We start from the raw sequence: 15,216 nt of genomic DNA on the forward strand, positions 1-15,216 counted from the left end.
CGGCCCGTGCGCGACCGCAACCAGGAAAGGTTGCGGCAATCACCATCGTAGGCCATCGTCGCGGCGATCAGACAGGGACGATCCGATGCAGCGCGATGCACGCGGTCTCCAGCTCTCGACCGACAGCGCCGCGGCGGCCGCGCTGTTCGATCGCGCGGTGGAGCATTTCTTGAAATATCACCGCGACACCATGAACCTGGTCAGCCAGGCGCTCGCCGCCGATCCGGGGTTCGTCATGGGGCACTGCATCAGCGGCTACCTAATGATGGCCGGCGCCAATCCGGCGCATCGGCCGGCGATCGCCCGCAGCCTCGCCGCGGCCGAAGCCGGGTCCGCCGTCGCCACCAGGCGTGAGCAACGCCATGTCACGGCGCTGTCCGCCTGGACCCGCGGCGCCCTGGGCGAGGCGTTTGCCGTCTGGCGCGATCTGCTCGATGACGATCCCACCGATCTGCTGGCGGTGCGCATCAGCGACACCACGCATTTCCGCTTCGGCCACACCCAGGCCGTCCTGGACCAGGCCGACCGCCTCGCGCCGGCCTGGTCACCCGATCTGCCCGGCTACGACTGCTTCCAGTCGGTCTGGGCCTTCGCCCACGAGGAAGCCGGAGACACCGAAGGCGCCGAACGCGCAATCGACGCCGCGTATGAACGCGACCCGGAAAATTTCTTTGCCCATCATGTCAAAGCCCACATCCTGGAGGCCGACAGCCGCCCGCATCAGGGCAACGACTGGCTCGCCGCGCAGACCGGCTATTGGCCGATTGGCAACAACCTCGTGCATCACCTGTGGTGGCACCGCGCGCTGATGCAGCTCGATCTCGGCCAGCGCGACGCGGTGCTCGCCAGCTACGACGCCAACATCCGCAACCTGGGCGCCCCGCTGACCAAGGCGGCCCCCGACCAGTTCAACGACCTGCAAAACGCCACCGCGCTGCTTTGGCGGCTGGAACTGCTGGGACTGGACGTCGGGGCGCGCTGGGACGAATTGGCCGACAAGGCCGAAGCGCGGATTGGCGACACCGCCTATCTGCTGCTGCCACCACACCTGATGTTGGCATTGGCGGCAACCGAACGCGACGCCGCCTCCGCCCGCTTCCTGGCCGCGCTGCGCGAGCAGGCCGGCGATCCCAATCGATGGGACGCCGCAGCGATCGGCGATGTGGTCGTGCCGGCGTGCGAGGCCGGCCTGGCGCATCGGCGTGGACAGCACGCTCAGGTCGTCACCCTGCTGGCGCCCCGCCTGGAGCAAATCCGCCTGCTCGGCGGCAGCAACGCCCAACGCGACCTGTTCCGCCAGATCCTGATCGATTCCGCGATGCGGGCGGATCGTCGCGACGTCGTTGCCGCGATGATCGCCGAGGAGACCGTCAGCCATACCGTTCCACCAGCTGAACGTGCCGGTTACGCCGCCGCGGCGCGCTGGCTGATGTAGGGGACCAACCCATGCCGGCAATCGAACGCCTGATGCTAGACGGCCAGCCCGAACCAGTCAGCCACTACTGCCATCTGACCAAGGCCGGCAACCTCGTCTGGGTATCCGGCACTGTAGGGGTTTCGGCGGATGGCAGCGTCCCCGACGACGTCGTCGAGCAGTTCGAGATCGCCATCGCCAACCTGGACACCTGCCTCAAATCGGTCGGCGCCGGCGCCGAGCACGTGGTCAAGGTCACAGTCTATCTGACCGACGTCGCCGATCGCCGCAAGATCAATCCGATCCGGCAGCGATACTTCGGCACCCATCGGCCAGCCTCGACCTTGGTCGAAGTGTCGGCCCTCGTGCTGCCTGCACTGAAGGTGGAGATCGAGGCGCAGGCGGTCCTGCCGTGAAGCAGCAGTCCGAAACTGCCTCCGATAATCGCCCGGGCGGCTCTGACCGTTACTTTCAAGCATTGTATTAATCGGCTGTCGCTGCCCTGATTACGGCATGGAACGGCCGCGCCGGACGCGCCAGCCACCTCGAAGCATCCACAGTAAAACCCATACCACGATCCGGAACGCGATGATGGCAAGGGTTATCTGCACCCACAGTCCAAAATTCCCAAGCGTGGCCTCGATCCGGTCATTCCACGGGTAAGGCAGCAGGCCGCACCCGGCTTCGATCATCGAGGTGGTCGTCCGCTTCCACCAGATCAGCATTTCCGGCGCATACAGCCAGCCGTAGACATAGCCGATCAGAATCGCCCCGGCGGTCCACACCCTGAAAAAATGGTTTCGCAGCCACGCCCGCGTGCTGTTCCGGGAATTATCCAACGCCGGTTTCCCGCTCGGTTGCTGGCTTGAACTCATGTCCGCCCCGATTGTTCCCGCCCCGTAGATTTTTCCCCTGCCATACACTTGACGTGCCAATTCGCGCGGTCACTACTTCCGGCCCTAATGGGAGGCAAACAAATGGCCGTCAGACTCGTTGTCACGATCAACGCCACCGCCGGCAAAGGCAGCGAACTCTCGCAGGTGTTTCGCCAGCGCTGCCTCGAGGTCGTCAAGGAACCCGGCTGCCAGGAGTTTGAGGTCTTCCAAAGCGTGCTGAACCCCGACAAGCTGGCCCTGCTGGAGCTTTGGCAAGACCAAGCCGCGCTCGACGCGCACGCCAAGGTCAACGCCGGCCGCGCGCCGTTGCCGGATGGCCTGCGAGCCGCCGGCGGCTCGCGTGAGGATTACCAATATAACAAAACCCGGTAGCGTCCAAAATGCCGCCGCCATGAAGGTCTCCTATTTCGAAACCGGCCGCTATCAGGCCCCAACAACCATGCCGCCGATCTGGCCGATGCCGCCAGGCGCCTATGACGCGCACGCCGGAACCCAACTCTACCAGGACATGGTGCAGCGGATCGCCTTGGTGGAACAACTCGGTTTCGATTGGTTCAGCCTGTCCGAGCACCACTACTCGCCGCGCATCCTGACGCCATCGCCGCAGCTTGCCGCGGCCTACATCGCCGCCCGGGTGCCCGACATCAAGATCGCCCTGCTGGGCCCGATCGTCTCACACAGCAATCCGGTGCGCCTTGCCGAGGAACTCGCGATGCTGGACGCCATGGCCCCCGGGCGCCTCGTCGTCGGCTTGCTCCGAGGGACATCGAATGAAGCCCTGACCTACGACCTCAATCCCCGGGAATCCCGCGAACGCACCGATGAGGGGATGGAGTTGATCCTGAAAGCCTGGTCGGAGCCGCATCCTTTCGGCTGGCAGGGCCGGCACTTCAAATACCGCACCGTATCAGTCTGGCCACGCCCTTGCACCCTGCCGCATCCGCCAACCTACGCGTTGGGAACCAGCCGCGAGGCAGCGGACTTCGCCGCCCGCAATCACATCGGTCTCGGTGTCTCGTACGGCCCGTTCGAGGTGATGGGAAAGGCCACCGGCTACTATCGCGAGCAATGCGACCGCCACGGCTGGCAGCCGGACTCCGAACAAATTGTTTTCCGGGCAAACATAATCCTTGGGGCAACCGATGCAGACGCGCAGCGTACCCTGCAGGCCTATCCGCCGCGTCCGCCGTTCGCCCTGGGTAACGCGGTGGCCGAAGCATTGCTGGACCTCGATTCCCGCAACATCGCCGGCGAGGCACGGCCTGCCAGCGTCAACCGCGCGCTGCCGATCAATTTCGTCGGCGGACCGGATACCGTCATCGAACAGATCAGGCGATGCCGGGAAGCAACCGGCGCGGGTGTGATCGACCTGGGATTCCAGACCCCGGAATCCTCCGATCCCGCCGCGCTGCTGGCCGTGCTCGAAACGTTCGGCAAGCACGTCCTGCCGCGGATCCGCGATATCTGACGGAGGCGGATCGTGGCGAACACCACACCCGGCACGATGTTCCAAGAGCGGTGGGTCGAAGCGGACGGCTTTCGCATCCGGTTCATGCAGGCCGGAGACGGACCTCCCTTGGTTCACCTGCACGGATCGGCTGGTTTGCAATTGACCCCGGCCCACGACCTGCTGAGCCAAAGTTTCCGCGTGATCGTGCTCGAGATGCCGGGCTTTGGCGCCTCACCGAGGAACTCGCGGACGCAGAACATGCCCCAGATGGCCGCCACGATGGCGGCGGCGGCGACCGCGATCGGGCTGGATCGCTTTCACCTGATGGGCACCTCGTTCGGCGCTACAGTGGCGCTTTGGCTGGCCGCCAACCATTCGGCCTTGGTCCGCACCCTGGTCCTGGAAGCCCCCGCGGCAATCCGTCCCAAGACCATGCAGCCGGTCTCGGGCACACCGCAGCAGATCGCCGGCCGGCTTTACGCTCACCCCGAACGGATGCCGCCCCTGCCGGCCACTGACCCGGGACCGGCCGTGCAAACCCTGATCCTGCTGCGCCGCTTGCGCGGCTCGTCGCGCGATCCGGCGCTGGAGGACCGGCTGCTCCAGGTCGCCACCCCGACCCTGGTGGTGTTCGGCACCCGGGACAGCGTCATCCCGCCCGATACCGGCCGGCTCTATAAGACACTGATGCCGAACGCCAATCTCGTCTTCCTCTACGACGCCGGCCACGCGGCCGCGGCGGAGCGCCCTGAAGCATTCGCGGAAATCGTCAGCGACTTCCTCCAGCATGGCGACGCGTTTCTGATCAGCCGCGGCAAGACGCTGATCTTTCCATGAGAGTGAGGCTTTGGGACAATCAGGCTTTGGACGGCGCCCAGTCGTAGACCCGCTGCAGTGTCCCGCCCATCAACACCGCGCGGTCGCTGTCGGACAGGCGATCGGTGACGCGAAATGCCTCCACCCCCTGTTGGTAGCTCAGCAATTCCACCCCTCGGGTCCAATCGGTGCCCCACAGGCATCGATCCAGGCCAAATCCGTCGAAGATGCGGCCGAGCGGATCCCACAGGTCGTCATACGGAAACGGTTGGTGTGACAGCGTGCAGGCCCCGGTGATCTTGACGACGATGTTGTCATGCTTGGCTAATGCCAGCAGCTTTGGAAGCTCGGCGAACGCCGCCGCCGGCGCCGGCGGCTCGAACGGCTGCTGCAGCCCCAGGTGATCGATCACCAGCCTCGTGTCCGGGTTCCGTGCCGCCAACGTCCCGACCTGCTCCAAACGCCCCCAGCACAGCAGATTGACCGGCAACGCGTGTCGCGCCGCAGCCGCGAGAACCCCGTTGAGCCCCGGGTCGGCGGCATCGGTCGATACGTCGCCCCGCATCATGATGCGGATGGCGACAGCGCCATCGGTCGCAGCCCAATCCGCGATCGTATCGACCACCGCCGGATCGCCGGGATCGACCGGCTTGATCACGGCGAACCGGCCGGGATGGGCCTTGCGCACGCTGATCGCATAGCTGGCGTCGTAGCGGTACATGGTGAATGCCGACACCAGCAGCGCGCCGTCGACCCCGACCGCGTCCATCGCCGCCACCATGTCGTCGCCGGTGACCTCGGGCGGCCCATGCAGCACAGCCGCCCATGGCCGTCCCGGATGGTTGCGCTCATAGGCATGTACCTGGGCGTCTATCGTGACCATGATTCCTCCTCCGTGTCCCAGGGTCTTTTTCAAGCCCCTTTTCGCCGACGAACCCTAATTCCCCCAATCAACCGCGGCGGCGCCGTGAATCGATTCGTCACAGCCGCAACAGATCATCCGCCGGCAATCACGCAGCCGCCCCACTCAGCCCGACTTGCCAAGGTTTTCCAGCAACGCCAACGCGCCCGGCAGCTCCCGCCGCCTCTCCCGCAACAGCTTTTCGCCGCCGACGGCATAGACCGCAACGGCCGAAAGCAGGTCCCGCAACCGCCCGGAACTGCGTGCGTCGAACGGCAGGACGCAACCGCCGGTGCGCTTGGCAAGGTCCCAGAACACCTCGGCATCGCGGCCCGCGGTGCGGTCGGCGGTGTCGTGCAGCACGATCAACTTTGTGTCCTGCCGGCCCATGGCATCGGCCAGCCTGCGACCTTGCGGCACGCTCTCCTCGAACACGTCGCCGATATAGACCACAACCCGCACGGCTGGCCGTGCCAGGCTGACTGACAGGATCGGCAGCAGCCGGGTCAGCCCGGCCGCGCAGGCAACACCGGCGGCTCGATCGCGCAGCGTACCGGCATCGCCTGTGAACGCCGTGAAAGTGTGCACCCGCGACCCGCCATGCACCGCCAGCGCCACGTCCAACTCCCCCGGGAGCGCCTGCACTAGCACGTCCGTGACCCGCCGAGCGGCGGCCCAAGCCGGCTCGCGGGACGCGGTGGCGTCCACCGCGAAAATCAGCCTGGCCCGCGGCGCCGCGCCGCTTTCGGCCGGTGGTTCGGCGTGAGTCAACGCCGGCAGAGCCGCCGCCGCCGCCGTCGCGGCCGTGCTCGCCAATATTCGCAGCCGCCCCAGTACATTCGCACTTCGCGCCACGGCAGGGGACCCCGTTGCGACGGGCGCCGTTGCGGAGGGCGGCGGCGTATCGTCGGGGATCAGGACGAAGTTCGGCTTGTCTCCCATGGCCGTCTCCGATGCTTGGATCACCGACCATAAAGCAGGATCGGGCAGGACGGAATGTCTCCAAACCTTTGGAGCACGCCCGAGAGGGGTCACCCGCTCAGCGAAACGGCGGCTCATCAAAGCTACGCAGCTTGCGCGAATGCAGCGCGGCAAGGTCGTCGCGCAGCAGGTCGAGCGCGGCCAGGCCGATGCTCAAATGCTCGCCCACCGCGCGTTGGTAGAAACTGCTGGCCGTGCCGGGCAGCTTGATCTCACCGTGCAACGGCTTATCGGACACACACAACAACGTGCCGTACGGCACCCGCAGGCGGTAACCCTGCGCCGCCAGCGTGCCGCTCTCCATATCGACCGCAATCGCCCGCGACAGATTGATCCGCCGTCGCTCCTGAGACCAGCGCAGTTCCCAATTCCGATCGTCGTACGACACCACGGTCCCGGTGCGCAGCCGTCGTTTCAGCGCATCGCCGCGCTCCCCGGTTACCCTGGCCGCCGCTTCCTGCAATGCCACCTGCACCTCGGCCAGCGCCGGCACCGGCACCTCGGGCGGCACCAGGTCGTCCAGGATGCGGTCGCGCCGCAGATAGCCATGCGCGAGCACGTAATCCCCGATCGCCTGCGACTGCCGCAGCCCACCGCAATGACCGATCATCAACCAGCAGTGCGGCCGCAGCACGGCCAGGTGATCGGTGATGTTCTTCGCGTTGGACGGACCGACGCCAATGTTGACGATGGTCACCCCACCTTGGTCGTCGCCGCGGGCAAGGTGATAAGCCGGCATCTGAAATCGCTGCCAGGGCGCCCCGGCAAGCCTGGCCTCGGCCGCGGCCGCATCGTCGCCGCGGCTGGCGACAGCACCGCCGGGGGCAATAAGACGCTGATACGGGCTGGCCGGATCGGCCAATTCGTCCAGCCCCCAGCGCACGAACTGATCGACATAGCGCTGGTAGTTGGTCAGCAGGATCCACGGCTGGATATGGCGCCAGTCGCCGCCGGTATAGTGCAGCAGGCGCTGCAGCGAGTAATCCACCCGCACTGCGTCGAACAGTGCCAGCGGCCGCGGCTGCCCCGCTTCGGTCGTCCACAGCCCATCCGCCACCTCGTCGCCGACCGCGGACAGCAACGGCGTCGGAAAATACCGCGCCAGCTCAGCCGGCGAGGCGCCACTGTCGGCCAGCTCATCGCCGCGGTCGAGCACATAAGGGAACGGCATTTCCTGGTCGCTTAGCTCCACCCGGATCGATGCGCCATATTCGGCGACCAGCGGCCGCAACTGCTCCAGCAGGTAGGCGCGAAAGAATTCGGGTTGGGTAACCGTGGTGGCGTAGCGGCCGGGCGCCTGGAACTTGCCCCAGGCACGGCGGGTCATCGGCACGGTTCCGTTTGGCGCCCAGTGCAGGCAAAGTTCGGGATAACGAAATCCCCGCCGTTCCGCCCGGTCCGGCGGCGCGCCGCCGGCGGCAAAGCGCACCAGAGCGTCGCGCTGCCCCCGCGCCGCCTCGGCGTGCATCGACTCCAGCCGGTCCACGGCCTGCTCGGGGGTCAGCATCGTTTCGCGTCCATCTGGTTCGGCAGCCTCCGACAGCGACCGTCATGCGGCAACCACGCAGCCGCCGACATGATCGCTTCCGGCCCGCGGTGCAAGCAAACCAAAGCGCGAGCGGCTGGCAGCAGGGCAAATATCGCTGCCTTCAAATCAACAACCGCGCCGCATCCTGTCCCCTGGGCCAGACTACCGTCGCACTCGAACCCCGCTTCCCGACCAATCAAATCCCTTTGCATCCACCCGCCGTCTGACGCATTCTGTCCGCCGTCCCAGGCACCCGCCGCGGGAGAGCAGCGGGCCAACACCCCGCCGCCGAAGGCGCAACCGGCCCCCGGAAACGCTCAGGCAACCAGGACCGCGACGGGCAGGGATCTCTGGAAAGCCGAACCGCGCGCACACGCGGTTTGCACCGACGGAGTAAGGGGTTGCGGCCCCGAATCTCTCAGGTACCGTGACAGAGGGGGGTCATCGCCGCCGGCATTCCGCCGGCGGATGGCCCGGTCGCGGAGAATCCCATCTTGGCTCAGAACGCCCTGCCCGACGATCCCGCGACGACGCCCCGCAGTGTCCCCCTCGATCCTTGGCACCGCCGCCATGGCGCACGCATGGTGACTTTCGCCGGCTACGCCATGCCGGTGCAATACGATCCGGCCGGCGACCTTGCCAGCCGCTGCCGAGGCGGCGTCCTGGCCGAACATCTGCACACCAGGACCCATGCAGGACTGTTCGACGTCTCGCACATGGGTCAGGCCACGCTGACCGGAGCCAACGTCGCGACCGCACTGGAAACCCTGGTCCCGGGCGACATCGCCGGCCTCAAACCCGGCCGTCAACGCTACACCCTGCTGACCAACGAAGCCGGCGGAATCATCGACGACCTGATGGTCGCCCGGCTCGACGCCGATCGCTTGTTCCTGGTGGTCAACGCCGACCGCAAGGACGTCGATTTCGCCCACCTCGCCGCCAACCTTCCCGAACACCTGATCCTCACCCCGCACGACGACCGCGCGCTGCTGGCGCTGCAAGGGCCCGAAGCCGCCGCCGTCATGTCACGCCTGTCACCCGACGCCGCCGCGCTGCCGTTCATGGCCATCACCGCCGTCAACCTGGATGGCATCGACTGCCTGGTGTCGCGCTCCGGCTACACCGGCGAGGACGGGTTCGAGATCTCGATCCAAGCCGACCATGCCGAAGCCCTGGCGGACCGACTGATCGGCCAGCCCGAGGTCGCCCCGATCGGCCTCGGCGCCCGTGATTCGCTGCGACTTGAAGCCGGCCTCTGCCTCTACGGCAACGATATCGATGAACTGACCAGTCCGATCGAGGCCGGCCTCACCTGGGTGATCAGCAAGCGCCGCAAGACGAACTGGGATTTTCCCGGCGGTATGGTGATGCGCGATCAGCTCGACAACGGCGTGCCCCGCCGCCGCGTCGGCATCCGTCCGGACGGCCGAACTCCCGCCCGCGCCCAGACCACCATCGTCGCCGACGACGGTACCGAGGCCGGCACCATCACCTCCGGCGGCTTCGGCCCCAGCGTGAACGGCCCGATCGCCATTGGCTACGTCCGCAAGGATCTCACCGCCGACGGCACCAAGCTGAACCTGATCGTCCGCGGCAAGACCATTCCCGCCACCGTCGTGCCGCTGCCGTTCACACCCCACCGCTACCTGCGTTGAGACCGTTACCCTACGCCGAGAAGGAACGCCCCGATGGCCAGCAAGACTGCTGACAAGCGTTATACCAAGGACCACGAATGGGTGCTGATGGACGGCGACATCGCCACCGTCGGCATCACCGACCACGCCCAGGAACAGCTCGGTGACCTCGTCCATGTCGAGCTGCCGGAACTGGAACGCGCCGTCGCCGAGGGCGAAACCTGCGCCGTCGTCGAAAGCGTCAAGGCCGCCTCCGACGTGTTCGCCCCCCTGGCCGGTAAGATCGTGGAAATCAACGAAACGGTCACCGAAGACCCCTCTATCGTCAACAGCGACGCCGAGGGCGAGGGCTGGTTCTTCCGCCTCGAACTCGACGACACAGACGCGTTCGAGGCGTTGATGGATCAGGACGCCTACGACGAATACCTCGAGACTCTGTAGCGATGGATCTCCCCAGCCTGGACGCCGCGGCCGAACTGGCACTGCTCGAGGACAACGACGGCTTCGTCCGCCGCCACATTGGACCGTCCGAGACCGAACTCACCGCCATGCTACACCGCATCGGCGCCGCTACGCTGGACGATGTCGCCGGCAAGACGGTGCCCGCCTCGATCCGCTCCAACGCCGCCCTGGACCTGCCGGCGGCGATCGACGAAGCCGCCACGATCGCCGAACTCCGGGACCTGGCCGGGCAGAACGCCACCACCAAGAGCCTGCTGGGAATGGGCTACCACGGCACCGTCACGCCCCCAGTCATCCTGCGCAACGTGCTGGAAAACCCCGGCTGGTACACCGCCTACACCCCCTATCAGGCCGAAATCGCCCAGGGGCGCCTGGAAGCCCTGCTGAACTTTCAGACAATGATCTGCGAACTCACCGGCATGCAGATCGCCAACGCCTCACTGCTGGATGAGGCCACCGCCGCGTCCGAGGCGATGGCGATGGCCCACGCCCTCGGCAAAACCCGATCCAACGTGATCGCCGTCGCCACCGACGTGCACCCCCAGACCCTCGCCGTACTCGCCACCCGAGCCCGGCCGCTCGGCATCAAACTGCATTCGGTCGCACCCGGAGACATCGCCGCGACCGGCGCCGTCCATCCGTTCGCGCTGCTGCTGCAATATCCCGGAACCAGCGGTGCCCTGCGCGACCTGTCGGAAGAAATCGCCGCCGCGCAGGCAGCCGGTGCGCTGGCCATCGTCGCCACCGATCCGCTCGCCCTCGCCCTGTTGACCCCGCCGGGCGAGATGGGCGCCGACATCGTGGTCGGTTCGGCGCAGCGTTTCGGCGTCCCGGTCGGCTTCGGCGGCCCGCACGCCGGCTTCTTCGCCACTCGGGAGAACTTCAAGCGCACCATGCCGGGACGCCTCGTCGGCGTCTCGCTCGACGCCGCCGGCCACCCCGCCATGCGCCTGGCGCTACAAACCCGCGAGCAGCACATCAGGCGCGAGAAAGCCACCTCCAACATCTGCACCGCGCAGGTCCTGCTGGCGGTCATCGCCGGCTTCTACGCCGTCTGGCACGGCCCGGACGGCCTGCGCCGAATCGCCCGCCGGGTCTCCTTGCAGGCGCGCATGCTGGCCGACGCGGCGATCCGAGCCGGACTGCGTCTGCGCCACGACGCGTTCTTCGATACCATCGTCATCGAGACCACCGACGACCTGATCACCCGCGCCGCCGCCGCCGGCTATAACCTGCGCCGCGTTGACGACACCGGCGTCGCCATCGCACTGGATGAAACCGTCACGCGCGACGACCTCCTCGCCCTCGCCCGGCTGCTCGGAGCCGACCTTGGGGGCGCCGTCGCCGCGATTCCGCCGATGGTGCTGCGCGGCACCGACTTCCTGGGACAATCGGTGTTCAGCCAGCACCACGCCGAACACGAGATGCTGCGCTACCTCAAACGCCTGGAAGACAAGGACATAGCGCTGAACCGCAGCATGATTCCGCTAGGCTCCTGCACCATGAAACTGAACGCCACGGCCGAGATGATCGCCGTCACGCTGCCCGGCTTCGCCGACATCCATCCGTTCGCGCCGCCCGACCAGACCACCGGCTATCTGACCCTGATCCGCCGCCTGGAATCCTGGCTCTGCGCCGCCACCGGCTTCGCAGCGGTCTCGCTGCAGCCCAACGCCGGCTCGCAAGGCGAGTACGCCGGGTTGCTGGTGATCCGCGCCTGGCACCAGTCGCGCGATCAGGGCCATCGCAACGTCTGCCTGATCCCATCCTCGGCGCACGGCACCAACCCCGCCAGCGCCGCGATGGCCGGAATGCAAGTGGTCGTCGTCGGCTGCGATCGCGACGGCAACGTCGATCTGTCGGACCTGCGCGCCAAGGCGGCGAAACACGCCGACCGGCTGGCGGCGCTGATGATCACCTACCCATCGACCCACGGCGTGTTCGAGGCCGGCATCCGCGACATCTGCGCCGCGATCCACCAACACGGCGGCCAGGTCTACATGGACGGCGCCAACATGAATGCGCAGGTCGGACTGACTTCGCCCGCCTCGATCGGCGCCGATGTCTGCCATCTTAACCTGCACAAGACGTTCTGTATCCCGCACGGCGGCGGCGGCCCAGGCGTCGGCCCGATCGGAGTGGCCGCACATCTCGCCGGCCTGCTGCCGAATCACCCCTTGCGCGACGACGCCGGCCCGGCAACCGGCATCGGCCCGGTCTCCGCCGCCCCGTTCGGCAGCGCGCTCATCCTGCCGATCGCCTACGCCTACATCCGCATGATGGGACCGGCCGGGCTCAAGCGGGCCACCGAGGTCGCCATCCTGTCGGCCAACTACATCGCCGGCCGTCTGCGCGGCGCCTATCCGATCCTCTATGCCGGCCCCGACGGCATGGTGGCGCATGAATGCATCATCGACTGCCGCGGCTTCGCCGCTGAGGCCTCCATCCAGGTCGAGGACATCGCCAAGCGCCTTCAGGATTATGGCTTCCATGCCCCGACCATGTCCTGGCCGGTCGCCGGCACGTTGATGATCGAGCCCACCGAAAGCGAGTCGAAAGCCGAGATCGACCGTTTCTGCGACGCCATGATCGCGATCCGGGCCGAGATCGCAGCCATCGCCGCCGGCAAGCTCGATCGTGCCGATAACCCATTGAAACACGCGCCCCACACCGCCGCCGAAGTCATGGCGGAGGTCTGGACACACGCCTATACGCGGACCCAGGCTGCCTTTCCGTTGCCGTGGCTCGTCGCGTCAAAATACTGGCCGCCGGTCAAGCGCGTCGACAACGTCTATGGCGACCGCAACCTGATTTGCACCTGTGCCCCGCTTCAGGCCTATGCCGCCGCTGCGGAGTAGGGTCAGCCTTCCACGATGTCAGCCGAAGGAAGTTCGACGTCGGCGTAGATCGCCGAAAGCGGTATCCGGGCGTTGACCTCGGGCATCGCCAGGTCGGCGTCTCCGGTCAGCACAGTTACGGTCCAAGTGTCGCCTTGCTTCAGATAGACCGTCGCCGCGTTGCGCCCGCCGCTCAGGTATCCGCCAACGCCACAAGTATCGCGTCCCGCCCCGAAATATCGCCAGCCCGATGCACCGGCTGGATCGCCACGTGCGTCGCCCCGGCAGCGAAATGCGCGCGCAGCCCGGATTTGACCTGCTCCGCGCTGCCCCAAAGCACCATCGCATCAATGAACGCGTCCGATCCGCCGTTCGACAGATCAGCCTCGGTGAAGCCCATGCCCAGCCAGGAATTACGGTAGTTGTCGAGCACCAGGTAGCGCGAAAGCTCCTCCCTGCCCAACGCCCGCGCCCTGATCGGGTCGGTCTCGATCGTCACCTTCTGCTCGATCGCCAGCCACCTGTCGGGACCCAGGATTTTCGCCGCCTCGGCTGTATGTTTTGGGGTGGTATTATATGGCACCGCGCCGCGTGTCATCCGCCCGGCCAGCTTCAGCATCAGCGGCCCCAGCGCAGCGATACAGATCGGGAAATCGTCAGCACCCGCCTCGCCCTTCTTGATCGCCTCCAGGTACGACCGCATCGCCGGCACCGGCTTCTGATACACATGCCCGCGGACACCTTCGACCATCGGCACATGGCTGACCCCCAGCCCGAGGATGAAACGGTCCCCATACAACTGGTTCAGACTGATCATCCCACGCTGCGAAGTGAACGCATCGCGCGCATAGATCGACGCGATCGAACTGCCAATCTTCAACCTCTCGCTCCGCGACAGCATATAGCCGGCCACCGTGAACGACTCGTAGCCGCGCGATTCGGGATACCAAAGCGTATCATAGCCGTGTTGCTCGACCGTCTTGACAAACGCGGCGATCTGCTGCGCGCCGGCATGCTTGTCCGGGGAATACCAAACCCCAAGCCGCCCCAGTTTCATATGCAACTTCCCATTCAGATGATCCGCGCCGAACGAAATCCGAAGATTTCGGCCGCGCTGTAGCCAAGCTCGCCCAGCACCTCGTCATTGTGCTGACCGAACATCGGCGGCGGCCGGTCCACTCGCGGCCCATCATGACCGAATTTGAACGCCGCGACCGGCACGCTGAACGAACCCTCGATTCCCGGCGCGGCGTCCACCCGATGCAGCAGACCACGCGACGCCAGTTGCGGGTCCTGCAGCGCCTCCCCCATCGTCCGAACCCGAGACGCCGGTACGTGCCGCTGCTGCAGGTACTCCTCCCAATCGGCGGCCGTCCGCGCCAGCATGATCTCGGCCAGGACCGAAGCCTCGCGCTGATGATCGGCGTCGCGTTCGTCGTTGCTGCGCTTGATCAATTCCGGCCGTTCCAGCACCGTCCACAGCCGTTTCTGCTGCCGCAGATTTGACGCCCCCAGCATCACCAGGCCGTCGGCCGTCTGGTACGCCATTGAGGTCGCGTGCGGCATACGGTTGCCCGACGGCCGCGGATGCTTGCCGTTGCGCAGATAGCCGGTGACATGGCTCGCCATCAGCATCATCGCGACATCCAGCATCGCCATGTCGATCCGCTGCCCCTGCCCGGTGCGCTGGCGCTGGAACAAAGCCGCTGACAGTGCATAGGCACCCATCGTCCCGGTCGCGTAATCGATCGCCGGAGCACCGATCTTGATCGGATTGACCTCCGGCGTGCCGGTCATCGCCATGATGCCCGAGGTCGACTGGATGACATGGTCATAGGCGGTGCGCTGGCGCTTCGGTCCATCCTGTCCGAACGCCGAGAACGACGCATAGATCAGTTTTGGATTGATCCCGCGCAGGTCCTCGTAACCCAGCCCCAACGCCTCGAACGCCCCCGGCCGATAGTTCTCCACCAGCACATCCGCCGTCGCCACCAGCCGTTTCAGGATCTCCCGCCCCGGCTCGGTTTTCAGGTTCAGCGTGATGGCGCGCTTGTTGGACCCCTGAGTGAGGAATCCGGTCCCCATCCCGGCATGATTCAAATCGTTGTCGGTGCCCGAATCACGACTCTGATCGGGCTCGTCGGGATGCTCCACCTTGATCACGTCGGCGCCCATCAGCCCAAGCTGATAGGCGGCGAACGGGCCGGCTAGGACATGGGTGATGTCGATGATGCGGATGCCCTCGAATGGACGTGACATCGTGGCTCCCTTCGATTGTGTTCCGCCGGAGCCTGCGA

General features: G+C 66.4%; 14 protein-coding genes and 2 riboswitches. Of the genes, 8 read left to right on the plus strand and 6 right to left on the minus strand.

All coding sequences use genetic code 11. The annotated features are described in order from the left end of the window. Positions 1-85: 85 nt before the first annotated feature. Entirely contained in the window at positions 86-1,435 is a 1,350-nt protein-coding gene (locus tag ACQY4Y_RS02220) for a hypothetical protein (protein WP_428488932.1), read from the plus strand. Positions 1,436-1,446: 11 nt separating this feature from the next. Then, complete coding sequence (locus tag ACQY4Y_RS02225; RefSeq protein WP_428488933.1) at positions 1,447-1,830, plus strand: RidA family protein; 384 nt, start codon at positions 1,447-1,449, stop codon at positions 1,828-1,830. 90 nt (positions 1,831-1,920) lie between these two features. Here the strand turns inward: ACQY4Y_RS02225 and ACQY4Y_RS02230 are convergent, their stop codons facing one another. After that, positions 1,921-2,253 carry a hypothetical protein gene (locus ACQY4Y_RS02230; protein WP_428488934.1) on the minus strand — a complete coding sequence of 111 codons (333 nt, stop codon included), beginning with the start codon at positions 2,251-2,253 and terminating at the stop codon, positions 1,921-1,923. Between the two features lie 138 nt (positions 2,254-2,391). On the opposite strand from ACQY4Y_RS02230, the gene ACQY4Y_RS02235 reads away from it, so the two are divergent. Genes ACQY4Y_RS02235 through ACQY4Y_RS02245 form a run of 3 tightly spaced genes read left to right on the plus strand, consistent with a single transcriptional unit; the run spans position 2,392 to position 4,597 of the window. Then, positions 2,392-2,682, plus strand: a complete 291-nt coding sequence (locus ACQY4Y_RS02235) for a putative quinol monooxygenase (RefSeq protein WP_428488935.1) — start codon at positions 2,392-2,394, stop codon at positions 2,680-2,682. Between the two features lie 19 nt (positions 2,683-2,701). Next, positions 2,702-3,778, plus strand: a complete 1,077-nt coding sequence (locus tag ACQY4Y_RS02240; RefSeq protein WP_428488936.1) for an LLM class flavin-dependent oxidoreductase — start codon at positions 2,702-2,704, stop codon at positions 3,776-3,778. Positions 3,779-3,790: 12 nt separating this feature from the next. Continuing rightward, positions 3,791-4,597: an alpha/beta fold hydrolase gene (locus tag ACQY4Y_RS02245; RefSeq protein ID WP_428488937.1), complete on the plus strand. Its 807-nt coding sequence runs from the start codon at positions 3,791-3,793 to the stop codon at positions 4,595-4,597. Between the two features lie 19 nt (positions 4,598-4,616). On the opposite strand, the gene ACQY4Y_RS02250 is transcribed toward ACQY4Y_RS02245, so the two are convergent. The 3 genes from ACQY4Y_RS02250 to ACQY4Y_RS02260 form a co-directional block, all read right to left on the minus strand. Continuing rightward, a complete protein-coding gene (locus ACQY4Y_RS02250) occupies positions 4,617-5,459 on the minus strand; it encodes an amidohydrolase family protein (RefSeq protein WP_428488938.1) in 843 nt (280 codons plus the stop codon). 144 nt (positions 5,460-5,603) lie between these two features. Next, positions 5,604-6,419, minus strand: a complete 816-nt coding sequence (locus ACQY4Y_RS02255) for a hypothetical protein (protein ID WP_428488939.1) — start codon at positions 6,417-6,419, stop codon at positions 5,604-5,606. Positions 6,420-6,516: 97 nt separating this feature from the next. Next, positions 6,517-8,001 (minus strand): AMP nucleosidase, encoded by a 1,485-nt coding sequence (locus tag ACQY4Y_RS02260; protein ID WP_428490720.1) that lies wholly within the window; start codon positions 7,999-8,001, stop codon positions 6,517-6,519. Between the two features lie 234 nt (positions 8,002-8,235). Next, positions 8,236-8,330, plus strand: a riboswitch (glycine riboswitch). A 4-nt stretch (positions 8,331-8,334) separates the two neighbouring features. Continuing rightward, positions 8,335-8,422: riboswitch (glycine riboswitch) on the plus strand. Between the two features lie 58 nt (positions 8,423-8,480). On the opposite strand from ACQY4Y_RS02260, the gene gcvT reads away from it, so the two are divergent. From gcvT to gcvP, 3 genes are read left to right on the plus strand one after another with little or no spacing between them, the layout of a single operon-like run. Beyond that, positions 8,481-9,641: a glycine cleavage system aminomethyltransferase GcvT gene (gene gcvT / locus ACQY4Y_RS02265; protein ID WP_428488940.1), complete on the plus strand. Its 1,161-nt coding sequence runs from the start codon at positions 8,481-8,483 to the stop codon at positions 9,639-9,641. A 33-nt stretch (positions 9,642-9,674) separates the two neighbouring features. Then, positions 9,675-10,061 (plus strand): glycine cleavage system protein GcvH, encoded by a 387-nt coding sequence (gene gcvH / locus ACQY4Y_RS02270; protein ID WP_428488941.1) that lies wholly within the window; start codon positions 9,675-9,677, stop codon positions 10,059-10,061. Positions 10,062-10,063: 2 nt separating this feature from the next. Further along, positions 10,064-12,940, plus strand: coding sequence for an aminomethyl-transferring glycine dehydrogenase (gene gcvP, locus ACQY4Y_RS02275; protein ID WP_428488942.1), 2,877 nt, complete (start codon positions 10,064-10,066; stop codon positions 12,938-12,940). Between the two features lie 172 nt (positions 12,941-13,112). Here the strand turns inward: gcvP and ACQY4Y_RS02280 are convergent, their stop codons facing one another. Together ACQY4Y_RS02280 and ACQY4Y_RS02285 are read right to left on the minus strand one after the other, a co-directional pair. After that, entirely contained in the window at positions 13,113-13,976 is an 864-nt protein-coding gene (locus ACQY4Y_RS02280) for a TIGR03620 family F420-dependent LLM class oxidoreductase (protein ID WP_428488943.1), read from the minus strand. Between the two features lie 14 nt (positions 13,977-13,990). After that, the gene (locus ACQY4Y_RS02285) at positions 13,991-15,178 is read right to left on the minus strand and encodes a CaiB/BaiF CoA transferase family protein (RefSeq protein WP_428488944.1); all 1,188 of its coding nucleotides are present in this window, start codon (positions 15,176-15,178) and stop codon (positions 13,991-13,993) included. Between the last annotated feature and the right edge of the window lie 38 nt (positions 15,179-15,216).

The organism is Rhodopila sp. (assembly GCF_965277165.1).
Taxonomy (GTDB): Bacteria; Pseudomonadota; Alphaproteobacteria; order Acetobacterales; family Acetobacteraceae; genus Rhodopila.

What these genes read in the sequence shown, in the direction of transcription:
- gcvP (WP_428488942.1), top strand. Translation starts at nt 10,064, where the DNA reads ATGGATCTCCCCAGCCTGGACGCCGCGGCCGAACTGGCACTGCTCGAG.
- ACQY4Y_RS02250 (WP_428488938.1), bottom strand. Translation starts at nt 5,459, where the DNA reads ATGGTCACGATAGACGCCCAGGTACATGCCTATGAGCGCAACCATCCG.
- ACQY4Y_RS02285 (WP_428488944.1), bottom strand. Translation starts at nt 15,178, where the DNA reads ATGTCACGTCCATTCGAGGGCATCCGCATCATCGACATCACCCATGTC.
- gcvH (WP_428488941.1), top strand. Translation starts at nt 9,675, where the DNA reads ATGGCCAGCAAGACTGCTGACAAGCGTTATACCAAGGACCACGAATGG.
- ACQY4Y_RS02280 (WP_428488943.1), bottom strand. Translation starts at nt 13,976, where the DNA reads ATGAAACTGGGGCGGCTTGGGGTTTGGTATTCCCCGGACAAGCATGCC.
- ACQY4Y_RS02240 (WP_428488936.1), top strand. Translation starts at nt 2,702, where the DNA reads ATGAAGGTCTCCTATTTCGAAACCGGCCGCTATCAGGCCCCAACAACC.
- ACQY4Y_RS02255 (WP_428488939.1), bottom strand. Translation starts at nt 6,419, where the DNA reads ATGGGAGACAAGCCGAACTTCGTCCTGATCCCCGACGATACGCCGCCG.
- ACQY4Y_RS02220 (WP_428488932.1), top strand. Translation starts at nt 86, where the DNA reads ATGCAGCGCGATGCACGCGGTCTCCAGCTCTCGACCGACAGCGCCGCG.
- ACQY4Y_RS02235 (WP_428488935.1), top strand. Translation starts at nt 2,392, where the DNA reads ATGGCCGTCAGACTCGTTGTCACGATCAACGCCACCGCCGGCAAAGGC.
- ACQY4Y_RS02225 (WP_428488933.1), top strand. Translation starts at nt 1,447, where the DNA reads ATGCCGGCAATCGAACGCCTGATGCTAGACGGCCAGCCCGAACCAGTC.